Origin of the sequence: Microlunatus spumicola (assembly GCF_039536445.1) — a bacterium.
In the GTDB taxonomy this organism is placed as follows: Bacteria; Actinomycetota; Actinomycetes; order Propionibacteriales; family Propionibacteriaceae; genus Microlunatus; species Microlunatus spumicola.
In genome coordinates this window covers 153,068-167,212 of sequence record NZ_BAAAYR010000004.1, presented here as the reverse complement: position 1 = coordinate 167,212, position 14,145 = coordinate 153,068, and the positions used below count along the sequence as shown (strand labels likewise).

Below are 14,145 nucleotides of genomic sequence, written 5' to 3'. Positions count from 1 at the left end.
GCCGGTGCGGCCGAAAGGGTCGACATCGGCCCTTCCTGTCCGACGAGCGTCGGGCAACCGGCGGCGGCGCGGCCTCCGGATCACCGTTCGTGGCCGACGAGACCCCGCTGGCATACTGGGGGGTCGGCTGCGCTGCTAGGAGACTGTGCGCGCCGAGCCTTCCGAGCCGAAAGCACCCATGCCTGAATTCATCTACTCGATGCACAACGTCCGCAAGACCCTGGGCGACAAGCTCGTGCTGGACAACGTGACGCTGTCCTTCTACCCGGGCGCCAAGATCGGCGTCGTCGGGCCGAACGGCACCGGCAAGTCGACCATGCTCAAGATCATGGCCGGCCTGGAGAAGGCCAACAACGGCGACGTGATCCTGGCCAAGGACGCGACCGTGGGGATCCTGCTGCAGGAGCCGCCGCTGACCGCGGGCAAGACCGTCCTCGAGAACGTCGAGGAGGCCGTCGCCGACGTCAAGGCGCTGCAGCGCCGCATGGACGAGCTCGGCGAGGCGATGAGCGACCCCGACGCCGACTTCGACGCTCTCATGGCCGAGATGGGCGACGTGCAGACCGAGCTCGACAACCGCGACGCCTGGGACATCGACTCCCAGCTCGAGCAGGCGATGGACGCGCTCCGCTGCCCGCCGCCGGACGCCGACGTCGACGTGCTCTCCGGTGGTGAGCGCCGCCGCGTCGCGCTGTGCAAGCTGCTGCTCCAGCAGCCCGACCTGCTGCTCCTCGACGAGCCCACCAACCACCTCGACGCCGAGAGCGTGAACTGGCTCGAGGGCCACCTCAAGAGCTACCCGGGCGCCGTCCTGGCCGTGACCCACGACCGGTACTTCCTGGACAACGTCGCCGAGTGGATCCTCGAGATCGACCGCGGCAAGACCCACCCGTACGAGGGCAACTACTCCACCTACCTCGACACCAAGAAGTCGCGGCTCCAGGTCGAGGGCAAGCGCGACGCCAAGCGCGCCAAGATCCTCGAGCGCGAGCTCGACTGGGCCCGCTCCAACCCGAAGGCGCGGCAGGCCAAGAACAAGGCCCGCCTGGCCCGCTACGAGGAGATGGCCGCCGAGGCGGACCGGAACCGCAAGCTGGACTTCGAGGAGATCAACATCCCGGCCGGCCCGCGCCTGGGCAGCCAGGTGCTGGACGCCCACAAGCTCGTCAAGGGCTTCGGCGACCGGCTGCTGTTCGACGGTCTCGACTTCACCCTGCCGCGCGCCGGCATCGTCGGGATCATCGGCCCGAACGGCGTCGGCAAGTCGACGCTGTTCCGGATGCTCGTGGGCGAGGAGACGCCGGACGCCGGCGACCTCACCCTGGGCGACACGGTCAAGCTCTCGTACGTCGACCAGAGCCGCTCCGGGCTCGACCCCAAGAAGAACGTCTGGGAGCTCGTCTCCGACGGGCTCGACTTCATCAAGGTCGCGAACTTCGAGGTGCCCTCGCGGGCGTACGTGGCGTCGTTCGGCTTCAAGGGCCCGGACCAGCAGAAGCCCTCGGGCGTGCTCTCCGGCGGTGAGCGGAACCGGCTGAACCTGGCCCTCACGCTCAAGATGGGCGGCAACCTGCTGCTGCTCGACGAGCCGACGAACGACCTGGACGTCGAGACGCTGCAGTCGCTCGAGGACGCCCTGCTCGAGTTCCCGGGCTGCGCCGTCGTGATCTCCCACGATCGCTGGTTCCTGGACCGCGTCGCCACGCACATCCTCTCGTGGGAGGGCGACGACGAGGAGCAGGCGAAGTGGTTCTGGTTCGAGGGCAACTACGCCGACTACGAGGCGAACAAGATCGCCCGCCTCGGCGCTGAGGCCGCCCGTCCGCACCGGGCCACGCACCGTCGCCTGACGCGCGCGTAGGCCCCACCCGTACGACCCGCGACCGGTGGGTCGCCGTGCCGAGAACCTCTCGGTGCGGCGGCTCACCGGTCGTGGTGTTCCGGGGGTCGGGACGGCAGCCCGGCCCCCTCCAGGCTCAGGCCCGCTCGGACCAGTGCGGGTTGGACATCACCCCGAGCAGGTTGCCGAACGGGTCGACGACGACCGCCGTGACGAACCCCTCCCCGCGGGCCGTGACGGGCAGGTACTCCTGCGCCCCGAGGTCCACGAGCCGCTCGAGCGCGACGGCCGGGTCGTCGACGGCCCAGTGCAGGATCGCGCCGCCCGGCGCGTCCGGCCGGCCGGGCGGGGCGTAGCGGGCGTCGATGATGCCGAGCTCGTCCTCGTGCGGACCCACCCGGAACTCCACGTACCCGGGCCGCACGTAGTACGGCGCGAACCCGAGCACGTCGGTGTACCAGCGGGCCGCGGCGTCGAGGTCCGCGGCGTAGAAGCTGACGGTGGCCATCCCTTGCAGCATGTCGTCCTCCTGGTCGGTGCGATGGGTCCAGCCTGTTCCTCAAAGTGCTCATCTCCTGATCACTTTCTGCGGGAGGATCGTGGCGTGCGCGCGGACCGGTTGGTGAGCCTCCTGCTGCTGATGCAGTCGCGCGGCCGGGTCACTGCGGCCGAGGCGGCGGCCGCCCTCGAGGTGTCGGTGCCGACGGCGCGCCGCGACCTGGAGGCGCTGGCGGCCGCCGGTGTACCGGTCTACGCCCAGCCCGGCCGTGGGGGCGGCTGGTCGCTCGTCGGCGGCGCCCGGACCGACCTCACCGGGCTGTCGGCGCCCGAGGTGCAGGCCCTGTTCCTGCTCACCGGTCCCGCCGCGACGGCGTCGCCCGCCCTGCGCTCGGCGCTGCGCAAGCTCGTCCGGGCGCTGCCGGCGACGTTCCGGGAGGAGGCCGAGACGGCCGCCGCCGCCGTGGTGGTCGACCCGCGGCGCTGGGGCTCCGCCGCTGCGGGGCGCCCCGTGCACCTGGCGGGGCTCGAGCGGGCGGTGGTTCACCGCCGCCGCGTGCGGGTGTCCTACCGCGACCACGCCGGCACCGCCACCGACCGGACGGTCGAGCCGCTCGGGCTCGTCGACAAGGACGGCGTCTGGTACCTGCTGGCCGGGACCGCGGACGGGCGGCGGACGTTCCGGGTCGACCGCGTCGCCGAGGTCGAGGAGCGCGACGAGACCTTCGTCCGGCCCGCCGGGCTCGACGTGGCCGCGGCCTGGCGCGAGGTCGAGGCCGAGGTGGAGCGCGCCCGCGCGCGGGTGGCGGCGACGGTGACCCTGCCCGACGACCTCGTCCGGGTCTTCGCCGACCAGCTCGGCGAGCGGTACGTGGAGACGTTGGACGTCGCGGACGGCCGGACGCGCCTGCGCGTCCGGGCCGACACCCCGACCATGCTCGCCCGGCAGCTCGCCGGCTGGGCCGACGTGGTCGTGGTCGAGGAACCCGCCGAGGTCCGGGCGGAGCTCGCGCGGTTCGGTGTGCTGCTCGCGCAGACCTACCCAGGCTGACCGCGCCGGCGTAGCGTCGCGGGCATGCCGCTGCGTCGCGCGATGCCGGTCCTGCGCCGGGAGGACCCCGAGGCCACGCGCGCGTTCTGGGTCGACTTCCTCGGCTTCGAGGCCGCCGTGGACGAGCCCGGCTTCCTGATGCTGGTCTCGCCGGACGTCGAGACGACCCAGCTGATCGTCGGGGACGCCTCGGCCTCGCCGGACGCGGCCGACAAGCTCCGGGACGTCGACGTGAGCGTGGACGTCGGCGACGTCGACGCCGCGTACGCCGACGCGCAGGCCCGCGGGCTCGACGTCGTCTACCCGATCACCACCGAGCCCTGGGGTCCCCGCCGCTTCTTCGTCCGCCTTCCCGGCGGCACCGTGGTCAACGTCGTCGGGCACGCCCCGCGCTGAGCCCCGACGGCCCGACCTCAGCGCACCGAGCGGACCTCGAGGCGCTGGACGTACGGCGTCCCGGCCCGGTCGAGCGTGCGGGTGAAGGCGTCGTCCGCCCAGACCAGCAGGGTGTGGTCGCCGGGCGTCAGGCGGTAGACGCTGTCGTTGGGAAAGAAGGGCTGCACCGCGGCCTCCCCGTTCGGCCCGTAGAGGGTCGAACGGTTGCCGCCGTCCGGTCCCGGCACCACCCGGTAGAGCCCGGCCCGCTCGATCCGGACGGTGCGCACCGCGTAGCCGGCGCTCGTGAACGTCGCGTCCGTCGGCCGGTCGGGCTCCAGGGCACCGCCCGAACCGTCGAGCCGCTCCTGCCCGAGCACCATGAGCACCTGCTCGCGGGTCAGCCCGGCGCCGTAGCCCACGACGGCGTCGGCGAGGCTCTCGGGCAGGCTGGTGACCCAGCCGTCGCCGGTGCGGACGGCGGTGAGCGTGAACGACCCATCGCGGCCGAGCAGCTCCAGGGCGCCGAGCGAGCCGAGCCCGCCGTCGTAGCGGTAGCCCGACGGGCGCAGACAGCCGCGCTCGCCGTTGGCGCTGACGCACGGGCCGGCCAGGTCAAAGCCGGAGCCGTCGCCCACCTTGAGGGTCTGCACGCGGACGACCGCACGGTCCCCGGACACCTCGCCCGCGACGGTGGTGAGGGCGGTGACCGGCGCGGGCGCCCGGTCGAGCCCGACGACGGCGAGCTGCGTGGCCCAGAGCTGCACCGTGTCGGAACCCGAGGCGTCGAGCGTCGCCGCGAGCCCGGAGGCGTCGCGGCGGGTCCGGCCGTCGAGCAGGGTCCGCACGGTCGTCTCTACCGCGGCCTGCGGGGTGGGGGAGGCGTGCGGCGGCAACGCCTCGACGTCGGCCAGGCTGCCCGGCGGGATGCCGGGACCGAGCAGCGTGCCGACCACGCTGACGTACCAGCGCCCGTCCCGCACGACGGTCACGAGCCGCTTGCGGACCGAGAGGCCCGGCAGCTCGTCGACCGGCCGGGTGACGTCCTCGGGCGCGTCCGTCTGCCGGTAGGCGAACCACGCGCGCAGCAGGCCGTGCGCCCGCGCCGGGTCGGTCCGGACGCGCACGGCGAGGTCCCCGAGCCCGACGACCGCGACGTCACCCGCGTGGGACTCCTCCTGCGGGGTGGCGCCGGTCAGGTCGAGGTCGAGCCCGTCCAGCGCGTCCGCCGTGGGGCCGACGGCACCGCCACCGACACTCCCGGGTAGGTCGAGGTCGGCGAGGCGGGCCGACAGGGAGGTGGCGGCGCGGAGCAGGGCGGCGCGTTCGCCGGGTTCGACCAGCCGGGCCAGCGCCCCGAGGTCCTCGTGGTCCAGCGCGGCGAGGACGCGGTCGGCGACCGCGACGGGCGACGAGGCGCCGCCGCGGAGGCGGTCGACGGTGGCCAGCCCGCCCAGGACGAGGGCGACGAGCAGGACGCCGACGCCCAGCACGAGGAGCAGGCGTCGGTCGACCGGTCGCGGCTCGACGTCGAGCCGCTCCGGTCCGGGCGCCGTGACCGTGCCGTCAGGGGACGTCGACGGACTCCTGGTCCAGGGTCGCGCGCTGCTGGGCGGCCGGCGGCGTGGCGGTGGCGGAACCGTCGTGCGGGTCCGGGGTCACCTCGGGCACCGGTGACGGACCGCCGACGGGCGCGCGGAAGCCGGGCGCCAGCAGCTCGGCCAGGGTGACCGCGTGCCGGTCGGCGAGCTCGGCCAGCTGGGTGCGGCAGGAGAAGCCGTCGGCGAGCACGACGGCGTCCGGGCGCTGGCGCACGGCGGGCAGCAGGTCGTGCTCGGCGACCGCGACGGAGACGTCGTAGTGGCCCTGCTCGACCCCGAAGTTGCCGGCGAGGCCGCAGCACCCGCCGACCGTCGTGACGGTGGCGCCGGTGGAGGCCAGCAGCGCGGCGTCCGCCCGCCAGCCGATGACGGAGGCGTGGTGGCAGTGCGGCTGGGCGACGATCTCGACCCCGCTGAGGTCGGGCGCCTCCCAGCCCGGGGTCTGCTCGAGCAGCTCGGCCAGGGTGTGCACGCCCGCGGCGACCTCGGCGACCCGCGGGTCGTCGAGCAGCTCCGCGGCGTCCGAGCGCCAGACCGCGAGGCAGGACGGCTCGAGGCCCACCACCGGGACGCCCGCGGCGACGACCGGGTGCAGGACGTCGAGGGCCTCACGCAGCTGGCGCCGTGCGCCCTCGCGCTGCCCGGTGCTGATCCAGGTCAGCCCGCAGCAGGCGTTGCGCTCCAGGAAGCGCGGCGCGTAGCCGGCGGCCCGCAGCACGTCGAGGACCGACGAGGCGCCGTCGCCGTCGAAGCAGTCGGAGAAGGAGTCCACCCAGACGACGACCGGGCGTCCCTCGGCCGTGGGGTCGGCCGGCCGGTCCACGCGGGCCCGGGCCGGGCGGTCCGCGAACCGCGGCAGCGAGCGCCGCTGGTCCACCCCGGCGCTCCACCGGACCAGGTGCTTCAGCCCCGGCGTGGAGGTCGTGAGGTTGATCAGGGCCGCCAGCCCGGGCACCCGCGTGATCAGCCGGCCCCAGCGGGGCAGCCAGCCGAGCGTGTAGTGGCTGCGCGGGCGGAGCCGCCCGGCGTAGCTGTGGTCGAGGACCGTTGACTTGTACGACGCCATGTCGATCCCGGTCGGGCAGTCGCGTGCGCAGCCCTTGCAGGACAGGCAGAGGTCGAGCGCGTCGTGCACCTCGGGCGCCCGCCACCCGCCGACCAGCGTCCCGTTGACGAGCTCCTGGAGGACCCGGGCCCGGCCACGGGTCGAGTCCTTCTCCTCACGGGTGGCCTGGAAGGACGGGCACATGACGCCCTGCGAGCCGGTGGTGTTCGCGAGGCACTTGCCCACGCCCGAGCACTTGTGGACCTCGGCGGAGAAGTGCCGGCTGACCGGCAGCGGGTGGCCGACGAGGCCGGAGGTGCGCAGGTCGGCGTCCACCGGGGCCGGGTCGACGAGCACGCCGGGGTTGAGCAGGTCGTCGGGGTCGAAGGCGTGCTTGACCTGGCCGAACAGCGCGATGGCGGCGGGGGAGTACATCGCGGGGAGCAGCGCGCCCCGGGCCCGGCCGTCGCCGTGCTCGCCGGACATCGAGCCGCCGTACGACGCGGCGATCGCCGCGGCCGCCTCGACGAACCGCCGGTAGGTCGCCGAACCGCCGGGGCTGGTCAGCGGGAAGTCGATCCGCGCGTGCACGCAGCCGTCGCCGAAGTGGCCGTACGGCAGCGCGTCGAGGCCGAAGTCGGTCAGCAGCGCGTCGAAGTCGCGCAGGTAGTCGCCGAGCCGGGCCGGCGGGACCGCGGCGTCCTCCCAGCCGGGGTAGGCGGGTTCGGCGAGGCTGACGCCCGCCAGGCCGGCGCCGTCCTCACGGATCTTCCACAGCGCGAGCGCCTCGACCGGGTCCTGCACCGCGAAGCCGTCGAGCGCACCGGCGTCGGCCAGCACGCGGGCGGCGCGGGCGGCCACCTCGGCCGGGTCGTCGCCGACGACCTCGACGAGCATGAAGCCGTCGCCGCGGGGGAGCGGCGGGACGGCCGACGGACCACGCCGGCGGCGGACGACGTCGACGATGCGCCGGTCCAGGCCCTCGACCGCGGTGGGCCGGTGGGCGAGGACGGCCATGACGGCGTCCGCGGCCTCGGCCATGGACGCGTAGCCGAGCGCGACCAGCTGCTTGTACGGCGCGTCCGCGACGAGCCGGACGGTCGCGCCGGTGATGACGGCGAGGGTGCCCTCCGTGCCCGCGAGGAACCGGGCCACGTCGAAGCCGCGCTCCGGCAGCAGGTGCTCGAGGCTGTAGCCGGACACCTGGCGCCCGAAGGTGCCGAACTCGGTCCGGACCGTGCCGAGGTCGCCGGCCACGATCTCGCGGAGCCGGGTGAGGCTGGACGCGAGCGGGGCGTCCTGCCCGTGCTCGAGGTGCAGCCGTTCGCCGCGACCCGTGACGACGTCGAGGGCGACCACGTTGTCCGCGGTCCGGCCGTAGCCGAGCGCGCGCGGGCCGCACGCGTTGTTGCCGATCATCCCGCCGATCGTGCAGCGGTTGTGCGTGGACGGGTCCGGCCCGAAGCGCAGCCCGTGGGGCGCGGCGACGGCCTGCAGCGAGGACTGCACGACCCCCGGCTCGACCCGGGCGGTGCGGGCCTCGGGGTCGACCTCGCCGATCCGCGTCAGGTGGCGCCCGACGTCGACGACCAGGCCCGGGCCGACCGCGTTCCCGGCGCACGAGGTGCCGGCGCCGCGGGTGGTGACGGGGATCCCGGCGGTCCGGGCCGCGTCGAGGACGGCGATCAGCTCGTCGACGTCGGCGGGCCGGGCGACGGCCTGCGGCACGACGCGGTAGAGCGAGGCGTCGGAGGAGTAGAGCGCGCGGGCCAGCGTCGAGGTGTCCAGCGCCCGCAGCGCGCCGCGGCGGTCGAGCTCCGCGGCCAGGTCGCGCAGGGGCTCGGGGACGTCTCCGGCGCCGGGCGCGAGGAGCAGAGGGGCGGAAGACATGGTCGTCCCCGATGCTAGTGCGCGCCCGGGCGGACCGGGCCGATCCGGCCCGGGGCTGGTCAGGCCTGCGAGGCCTGGAGGATCGCCCGCATCGCACGGCCGACCGCGGCGTAGTCCTCGGGGTCGACGGCGTCGACGAAGTTGCGGCGCACGCACTCGACGTGGCTGGGCGCCGCAGCCTTGAGCAGGACGCTGCCGGCGTCGGTCAGGTTCGCCCACACGCCGCGGCGGTCGACCGGGCAGGTGGTTCGCTCGATGAGCCCGCGCTTCTCCATCCGGGTGACCGTGTGCGTCAGCCGCGAGCGGCTCTGGTGCACGGCGTCCGCGAGCTCGGCCATCCGCAGCTGGCGGTCCGACGACTCGGACAGGGTGACGAGGATCTCGTACTCCGCCAGGTCCAGGTCGTGCTCGCGCAGCTGGGCGTCGAGGCGTTCGTTCAGGATCGCGCTGCCCAGGAGGTAGGAACGCCACACACGCTGCTGGTCGTCCGTGAGCCAGCGCGCTGCCGGGGGTGCAGTGATGGTCACGTATTCAATCGTACGACCGGGTAGCGAGTTCTGCTCTAACGATCAAGGTTCTGCCGGCGTCTGTCGCCCCTGCGGACGACACGACCGGCCCGGGGCACGCCGGGACGGGGACGCAGGCTGCGGCGCGCAGGTCCGCTAACCTGATGGACCAGCCTTCACCGTGGCCGGCTGATGCTTGCCGAGGCGGCCCGTACGAGCACGGGGAGCCCACCATGGACCCAGACCACGCCAACGACATCGTCGCCCAGCGCCCGCCCTCCGTCGGAGCGGTGCTCCTGGAGCAGGTCAAGGCGTCCGGAGACCGCGAGGCCTTCCGCCACAAGCAGGGCGGCCGCTGGGTCTCGATGACCTGGAACCAGACCAAGGACTCCGTCTTCGAGCTGGCGGCCGGTCTGCTCGCGCTCGGGATCGGCCTCGAGGACCGCGTCGCGATCGCCTGCGGCACGCGGATCGAGTGGGTCCTGGCCGACCTGGCGATCATGTCCGCCGGCGGCGCGACCACGACGGTCTACCCGGCCACCCAGCACGAGGACGTCGCCTTCATCCTCGGGGACTCGGGTTCGCGGATCGTCTTCGCCGAGGACCAGGGCCAGGTCGACAAGATCGAGGCCCACGCCGACGACCTGCCCGCCCTCGAGACGATCGTGCTGATCTCGGGCGTGCCCCGCGGCGGTCGCACCATCAGCCTGGACGACCTGCGGGCGCGGGGGCGCGAGCGTCTGGAGGCGGACCCGTCCTGCGTCGAGGACGTCATCGCGCAGACCGGCCCGGACCACCTGGCGACCCTCATCTACACCTCGGGCACGACCGGACGCCCCAAGGGCGTGGAGCTCGTGCACGCGAGCCTCACCTACGAGGGCGCGGCGGTCGAGGCGTACGACATCATCTACCGCGACGACCTGCAGTACCTCTGGCTGCCGCTCAGCCACGTCTTCGGCAAGGCCCTGATCGCCATCCAGCTGCGGATCGGCTTCGCCACGGCGATCGAGGGGGACATCGACTCCCTGGCCGAGAACCTCCAGGTGGTCCAGCCAACCTTCATGTGCGGAGCCCCGCGGATCTTCGAGAAGGTCCGGGCGCGCGTCCTGACCAGCGCCGCCGAGGGTCCCCGCAAGCACATCGTGGGCTGGGCCTTCGGGGTCGGCCGGAAGACGACGCCGATCCGGCTCGCCGGCGGCAGGCCGCGCGGGCTGCTCGCCGTGCAGCAGGCGCTCGCCGAGCGGCTGGTGTTCTCGACGATCAAGGCCCGGATGGGCGGCAAGATCCGGTTCTTCGTGTCGGGCTCGGCGGGGCTCAACCGCGAGGTCCAGGAGTGGTTCTACGCGGCCGGTCTGCTCGTGCTCGAGGGCTACGGCCTGACCGAGACCAGCGCGGCCACCTTCGTGAACAACCCGCGCGACACCCGCTTCGGGACGGTCGGGCCGCTGCTGCCCGGTTCCGAGGCCAGGATCGCCGAGGACGGCGAGGTCATGATCAAGGGCCCGGGCGTCATGCGGGGCTACCACCACATGCCGGAGGCCACCGACGAGGCGTTCGTCGACGGCTGGTTCGCCACGGGTGACCTGGGCGAGATCGACGACCGCGGCTACCTCAAGATCACCGACCGCAAGAAGGACCTGATCAAGACCTCGGGCGGCAAGTACGTCGCTCCCTCCGAGGTCGAGGGCGTGATCAAGGCGGCCTGCCCCTACGTCAGCCAGGTGGTCGCGTACGGCGAGGGCCGCAAGTACATCAGCGCCCTCCTCGCGCTCGACCCGGGCGAGATCACCGCGTGGGCGGACGCCCAGGGCCTGACCTACGGCTCGCCCGAGGACCTGACGAAGTCTCCGGAGGTCCGGGCGCTCGTGGACGGCTACGTCCAGGCCGCCAACCGCAAGCTGGAGCGCTGGGAGACGGTCAAGCGCTGGGCCTTCCTGCCCGCCGAGCTCGACGTGGAGCGCGGCGAGGTCACCCCGAGCATGAAGGTGCGCCGTTCCGAGGTCACGCGCCGCTACGGCGACCTGCTCGACTCCCTCTACGACCGCGACTAAGGGCATGCCTCTTGTTCCCGGCGAGCGCAGGCCCGGCCCCGCATCCCGACCGGCCGCGTTGGAGGAGCTCAGCGCAGCCCGCTGCGCTTTCGCTCCTCCGCCTTGCCGGACCGGGCGCGGATACCGTGCCTGCGCGCACCGGGGACGGCGAGGCACGCCCTGATGCCGCGCTTCCTCTACTCCTCGCCGCGGCGCTGGGGTGACCTCGACGCGCAGGGGCACGTCAACAACGCGGTCTACCTCGACCACCTGCAGGACGCGCGCGTCGCGTTCCTGCACGCGGGCGCCCCGGGCCTGGCCGACATGCTGCGCACCGGGGTGCTCGTGGTCAGCCACCAGGTCGAGTACCTCGCGCCGGTGGGCTACGGGCCCACGCCGCTCGTCGTCCAGACCTGGATCGACGCGCTGGGCGCCAGTCGCTTCACCGTGGGCTACGAGATCTTCGACGGCGAGACGCTGGCTGCCCGAGCCCGGACGACGCTGGTCCCCTTCGACCTCGAGGTCGGCCGCGTTCGCCGGCTGAACGACGTCGAGCGGGCCGCGTTCCAGGCCTACCTCGACCCGGCCGAGCCGCTGCGGCCGCTGCCGAAGGTGGGCGTGGGGGAGGGCGCCGCCCGCTACCCGCTCACCGTGCGCTGGTCCGACCTCGACGCCTTCGGGCACGTCAACAACGTCAAGTTCTACGACTACGTCCAGGAGGCGCGGGTCGCGATCATGACCGCGACGCTCGACTGGTCCGCGGGCGTCGTCTGGTCGCTGGTGCGGCAGGACCTCGACCACCTCGCGCCGCTCGACTTCCGCTGCGAGCCCTACGAGGTCGCCACCAGCGTGGTCGCGCTCGGCACGCGCTCGTTCACCCTGGCCGCCGAGATCCGCGACCCCGCGTCGGGCACGGTCTACGCCCGGGCCCGCACGGTCGCCGTCGGGCCCCGACCGCTGGACGAGGCCGAGCGGCGGGCCCTGGGCCGGTTCGCCCTGCCCGACGCGACCGGGGTCCCCGCCGCCTGAGCTTCGGCACACCCCGCACGCATCGGCACACCGTGCTCACCTCTGCACACCGTGCACGGTGTGCCAAGGCGAGGACGGTGTGCCGAGCGGGCGAACCGGGCAAGGCCGCGTCGATCGACAGGTCAGGTGTGCGAGCCCGGTTCGCGGGACGAGGCGAAGAACTCCTGCATCGCGTCTCTGAGCGACCGGCTGTCGAAACCGGTGCGGTAGCGGGACTCGGGGTCTCCGAGGATGTCGAGCACCTGCTCCAACGCCTGCTGCCACAGCGCGAACCGGGTTCCGACCTGGTGCAGCGGTGCGTCGGGCACACCGAGCGGTGCGGTCGAGGTGCCCGGCTCGGCGTACGCCATCCGCCCGCTGGCCGCGAGGACGAGCGCGTACAGGTCGTGGACCGACCCGCCGGTGGCTTCGTTCACGCGCTCCGCGTCGTTCGAGAGCTCTCGCGTCAGGTACCGGACCGCCTGCTCAGGGGTCGGCTCGACCACCGGTCGGCGGGCCACGTCAGCCCGCGTCCGGCCGCCTCGGGGACAGGGAGACGGACGAGGTGACGCCGCCGCCCATGGAGGTCGTGGCGGGCGTGGGGCCCTCGGTGTTCACCATGAAGTGCGCGGCGCGCTCGAGGTAGGTCCACATCTCGTTGCGCTGGGCGTCGGGGATGTCGAGGGACTCGACGGCGTCGCGCATGTGGGTGATCCAGCGGTCGCGCATCTCCGGCGTCACCGCGAAGGGGGCGTGCCGCATGCGCAGCCGCGGGTGGCCGCGCTCCTCGCTGTAGGTCGTGGGACCGCCCCAGTACTGCTCCAGGAACCCCCGCAGCCGGACCTCTGCCGCAGCGAGGTCCTCCTCGGGGTAGAGGTCGCGCAGCGGCTGGTCGGACGCCACGCCCTCGTAGAAGCGCCGCACGAGCGCGACGAACGTGGGGTGCCCGCCGACCGCGTCGTAGAACGTGGTGACGGGGGCAGGGCTGCTGGCTGGCTCGGACATCGACTCCATCATCCCCCGTCCGCGCACGGGCCACCCGTGGCGGCGCCTGCGGGGCCCTTTGGCACGATGGGTCGCGGGCGACCGGTCAGGTCGGCCACGTCACGCGGGCCCACCGGCCCGGCACCAATCGCAAGGAGCACCACATGGCTACCGTTCGTACCGCGCAGGCCCACTGGGAGGGCTCGCTGATGGAGGGCCAGGGCGAGGTCGAGCTGGTCTCGTCCGAGGCCGGCAGCTTCGAGGTCAACTGGCCGTCGCGCGCGGAGCAGGCGAACGGCAAGACGAGCCCCGAGGAGCTCATCGCCGCCGCGCACTCCACCTGCTTCTCCATGGCCCTGTCGCACGGCCTCGCCGGCGCCGGCCACGCGCCCACGAGCATCGACACGACCGCCGACGTGACCTTCCAGGCGGGCACGGGCATCACGGGGATCAAGCTGACGGTCGTCGGCGACGTCCCCGGCATCACCGCCGAGGAGTTCGACAAGGCCGCTCAGGAGGCCAAGGAGAACTGCCCGGTCTCCCAGGCCCTCAAGGCCGTCCCGATGACGCTCGAGGTCTCCTTCAAGGGCTGACCCCGCCCGTCGGTCTCCGGCAGGCTCAGGAGACGTCTCCCGAGCCTGCCGCGGGACCCGCCGCAGCGTCGTCGACGAGCCGGACGGTCTGCACCGTGGCCGCGGCCGGCGGCCGGCCGGTGCCGCCCTGGCTGTAGTTGCCGACCCGCACCATCTCCCCGTTGCGGACGTACCAGGCGTTGCCCGCGTCGTCGCGGAGCGCCGTGATCCGCAGCCCGATCGACTCGACCGTGCCCGACGCCTCCTTCATGTCGACGAAGTCGCCCACCCCGAACTGGCCCTCGACGAGCATGAACACGCCGGAGACCAGGTCCTTCACTACGTTCTGCAGGCCGAAGGCCACGGTCACCGCGATGATCGAGGTCCCGGCGATGATCGACGTGATGTTGAAGCCCATCTCCGAGAAGATCATCAGCAGCGCGACGAGCGTGATCACCACCGTCGACGCGCTGCGGGCGAGCGAGCCGAGCGCCCGGATCCGCGAGTCCCGGCGTCCCGAGCCGCGGTCGTTCTCGGTGTCGCGCAGCACGTCGAGCGCCTTGATCCGCAGCCGCCGCCGGTCGCCCGTGCTGCGCCGCACGGCCCGGTCGATGACGTGGTTGACCACCGCCCGGGCGACGAGCGCGAGGACGACCAGGAACGCGATCCGCAGCGGCACGAAGGCGACGGCGTCGGTGAGGGTGCGGGGCAACCAGACGGGCATGGCCACACCCTAGGAGGCTGA

At 73.5% G+C, this 14,145-nt stretch carries 13 protein-coding genes; 6 read left to right on the top strand and 7 right to left on the bottom strand.

Features of this window, described 5'->3' with window-relative positions:
• Positions 1-178: 178 nt before the first annotated feature.
• Positions 179-1,861, top strand: coding sequence for an energy-dependent translational throttle protein EttA (ettA, locus tag ABD665_RS13885; protein ID WP_204913246.1), 1,683 nt, complete (start codon positions 179-181; stop codon positions 1,859-1,861).
• 115 nt (positions 1,862-1,976) lie between these two features.
• On the opposite strand, the gene ABD665_RS13880 is transcribed toward ettA, so the two are convergent.
• Positions 1,977-2,360, bottom strand: a complete 384-nt coding sequence (locus tag ABD665_RS13880; RefSeq protein ID WP_204913245.1) for a VOC family protein — start codon at positions 2,358-2,360, stop codon at positions 1,977-1,979.
• 84 nt (positions 2,361-2,444) lie between these two features.
• Here ABD665_RS13880 and ABD665_RS13875 point away from each other — a divergent pair, with 84 nt between their 5' ends.
• Positions 2,445-3,389: a WYL domain-containing protein gene (locus tag ABD665_RS13875; RefSeq protein WP_204913244.1), complete on the top strand. Its 945-nt coding sequence runs from the start codon at positions 2,445-2,447 to the stop codon at positions 3,387-3,389.
• A gap of 24 nt (positions 3,390-3,413) precedes the next feature.
• A complete protein-coding gene (locus tag ABD665_RS13870; RefSeq protein WP_204913243.1) occupies positions 3,414-3,785 on the top strand; it encodes a VOC family protein in 372 nt (123 codons plus the stop codon).
• 17 nt (positions 3,786-3,802) lie between these two features.
• Here ABD665_RS13870 and ABD665_RS13865 read toward each other — a convergent pair whose 3' ends face one another.
• The 3 genes from ABD665_RS13865 to ABD665_RS13855 all read right to left on the bottom strand — a co-directional run bounded on the left by ABD665_RS13865 (position 3,803) and on the right by ABD665_RS13855 (position 8,827).
• Complete coding sequence (locus ABD665_RS13865) at positions 3,803-5,257, bottom strand: hypothetical protein (RefSeq protein WP_204913242.1); 1,455 nt, start codon at positions 5,255-5,257, stop codon at positions 3,803-3,805.
• Between the two features lie 73 nt (positions 5,258-5,330).
• Positions 5,331-8,300 carry an FAD-binding and (Fe-S)-binding domain-containing protein gene (locus tag ABD665_RS13860; RefSeq protein WP_204913241.1) on the bottom strand — a complete coding sequence of 990 codons (2,970 nt, stop codon included), beginning with the start codon at positions 8,298-8,300 and terminating at the stop codon, positions 5,331-5,333.
• Between the two features lie 59 nt (positions 8,301-8,359).
• The gene (locus ABD665_RS13855; protein WP_344742458.1) at positions 8,360-8,827 is read right to left on the bottom strand and encodes a MarR family winged helix-turn-helix transcriptional regulator; all 468 of its coding nucleotides are present in this window, start codon (positions 8,825-8,827) and stop codon (positions 8,360-8,362) included.
• 212 nt (positions 8,828-9,039) lie between these two features.
• Between ABD665_RS13855 and ABD665_RS13850 the strand changes: the two genes are divergently transcribed.
• Positions 9,040-10,857 carry an AMP-binding protein gene (locus ABD665_RS13850; protein WP_204913240.1) on the top strand — a complete coding sequence of 606 codons (1,818 nt, stop codon included), beginning with the start codon at positions 9,040-9,042 and terminating at the stop codon, positions 10,855-10,857.
• 162 nt (positions 10,858-11,019) lie between these two features.
• Positions 11,020-11,865, top strand: a complete 846-nt coding sequence (locus ABD665_RS13845; RefSeq protein WP_204913239.1) for a thioesterase family protein — start codon at positions 11,020-11,022, stop codon at positions 11,863-11,865.
• Positions 11,866-11,987: 122 nt separating this feature from the next.
• On the opposite strand, the gene ABD665_RS13840 is transcribed toward ABD665_RS13845, so the two are convergent.
• On the bottom strand, positions 11,988-12,281 hold the full coding sequence (locus ABD665_RS13840) for a hypothetical protein (protein ID WP_204913238.1): 294 nt from the start codon (positions 12,279-12,281) through the stop codon (positions 11,988-11,990).
• An 85-nt stretch (positions 12,282-12,366) separates the two neighbouring features.
• Complete coding sequence (locus ABD665_RS13835) at positions 12,367-12,849, bottom strand: globin (RefSeq protein WP_344742457.1); 483 nt, start codon at positions 12,847-12,849, stop codon at positions 12,367-12,369.
• A gap of 143 nt (positions 12,850-12,992) precedes the next feature.
• Between ABD665_RS13835 and ABD665_RS13830 the strand changes: the two genes are divergently transcribed.
• The gene (locus ABD665_RS13830) at positions 12,993-13,421 is read left to right on the top strand and encodes an OsmC family peroxiredoxin (RefSeq protein WP_204913237.1); all 429 of its coding nucleotides are present in this window, start codon (positions 12,993-12,995) and stop codon (positions 13,419-13,421) included.
• A gap of 25 nt (positions 13,422-13,446) precedes the next feature.
• Here ABD665_RS13830 and ABD665_RS13825 read toward each other — a convergent pair whose 3' ends face one another.
• Entirely contained in the window at positions 13,447-14,124 is a 678-nt protein-coding gene (locus ABD665_RS13825) for a mechanosensitive ion channel domain-containing protein (protein WP_204913236.1), read from the bottom strand.
• Between the last annotated feature and the right edge of the window lie 21 nt (positions 14,125-14,145).

What these genes read in the sequence shown, in the direction of transcription:
- ettA (WP_204913246.1), top strand. Translation starts at nt 179, where the DNA reads ATGCCTGAATTCATCTACTCGATGCACAACGTCCGCAAGACCCTGGGC.
- ABD665_RS13880 (WP_204913245.1), bottom strand. Translation starts at nt 2,360, where the DNA reads ATGCTGCAAGGGATGGCCACCGTCAGCTTCTACGCCGCGGACCTCGAC.
- ABD665_RS13870 (WP_204913243.1), top strand. Translation starts at nt 3,414, where the DNA reads ATGCCGCTGCGTCGCGCGATGCCGGTCCTGCGCCGGGAGGACCCCGAG.
- ABD665_RS13860 (WP_204913241.1), bottom strand. Translation starts at nt 8,300, where the DNA reads ATGTCTTCCGCCCCTCTGCTCCTCGCGCCCGGCGCCGGAGACGTCCCC.
- ABD665_RS13850 (WP_204913240.1), top strand. Translation starts at nt 9,040, where the DNA reads ATGGACCCAGACCACGCCAACGACATCGTCGCCCAGCGCCCGCCCTCC.
- ABD665_RS13845 (WP_204913239.1), top strand. Translation starts at nt 11,020, where the DNA reads ATGCCGCGCTTCCTCTACTCCTCGCCGCGGCGCTGGGGTGACCTCGAC.
- ABD665_RS13835 (WP_344742457.1), bottom strand. Translation starts at nt 12,849, where the DNA reads ATGTCCGAGCCAGCCAGCAGCCCTGCCCCCGTCACCACGTTCTACGAC.
- ABD665_RS13830 (WP_204913237.1), top strand. Translation starts at nt 12,993, where the DNA reads ATGGCTACCGTTCGTACCGCGCAGGCCCACTGGGAGGGCTCGCTGATG.
- ABD665_RS13825 (WP_204913236.1), bottom strand. Translation starts at nt 14,124, where the DNA reads ATGCCCGTCTGGTTGCCCCGCACCCTCACCGACGCCGTCGCCTTCGTG.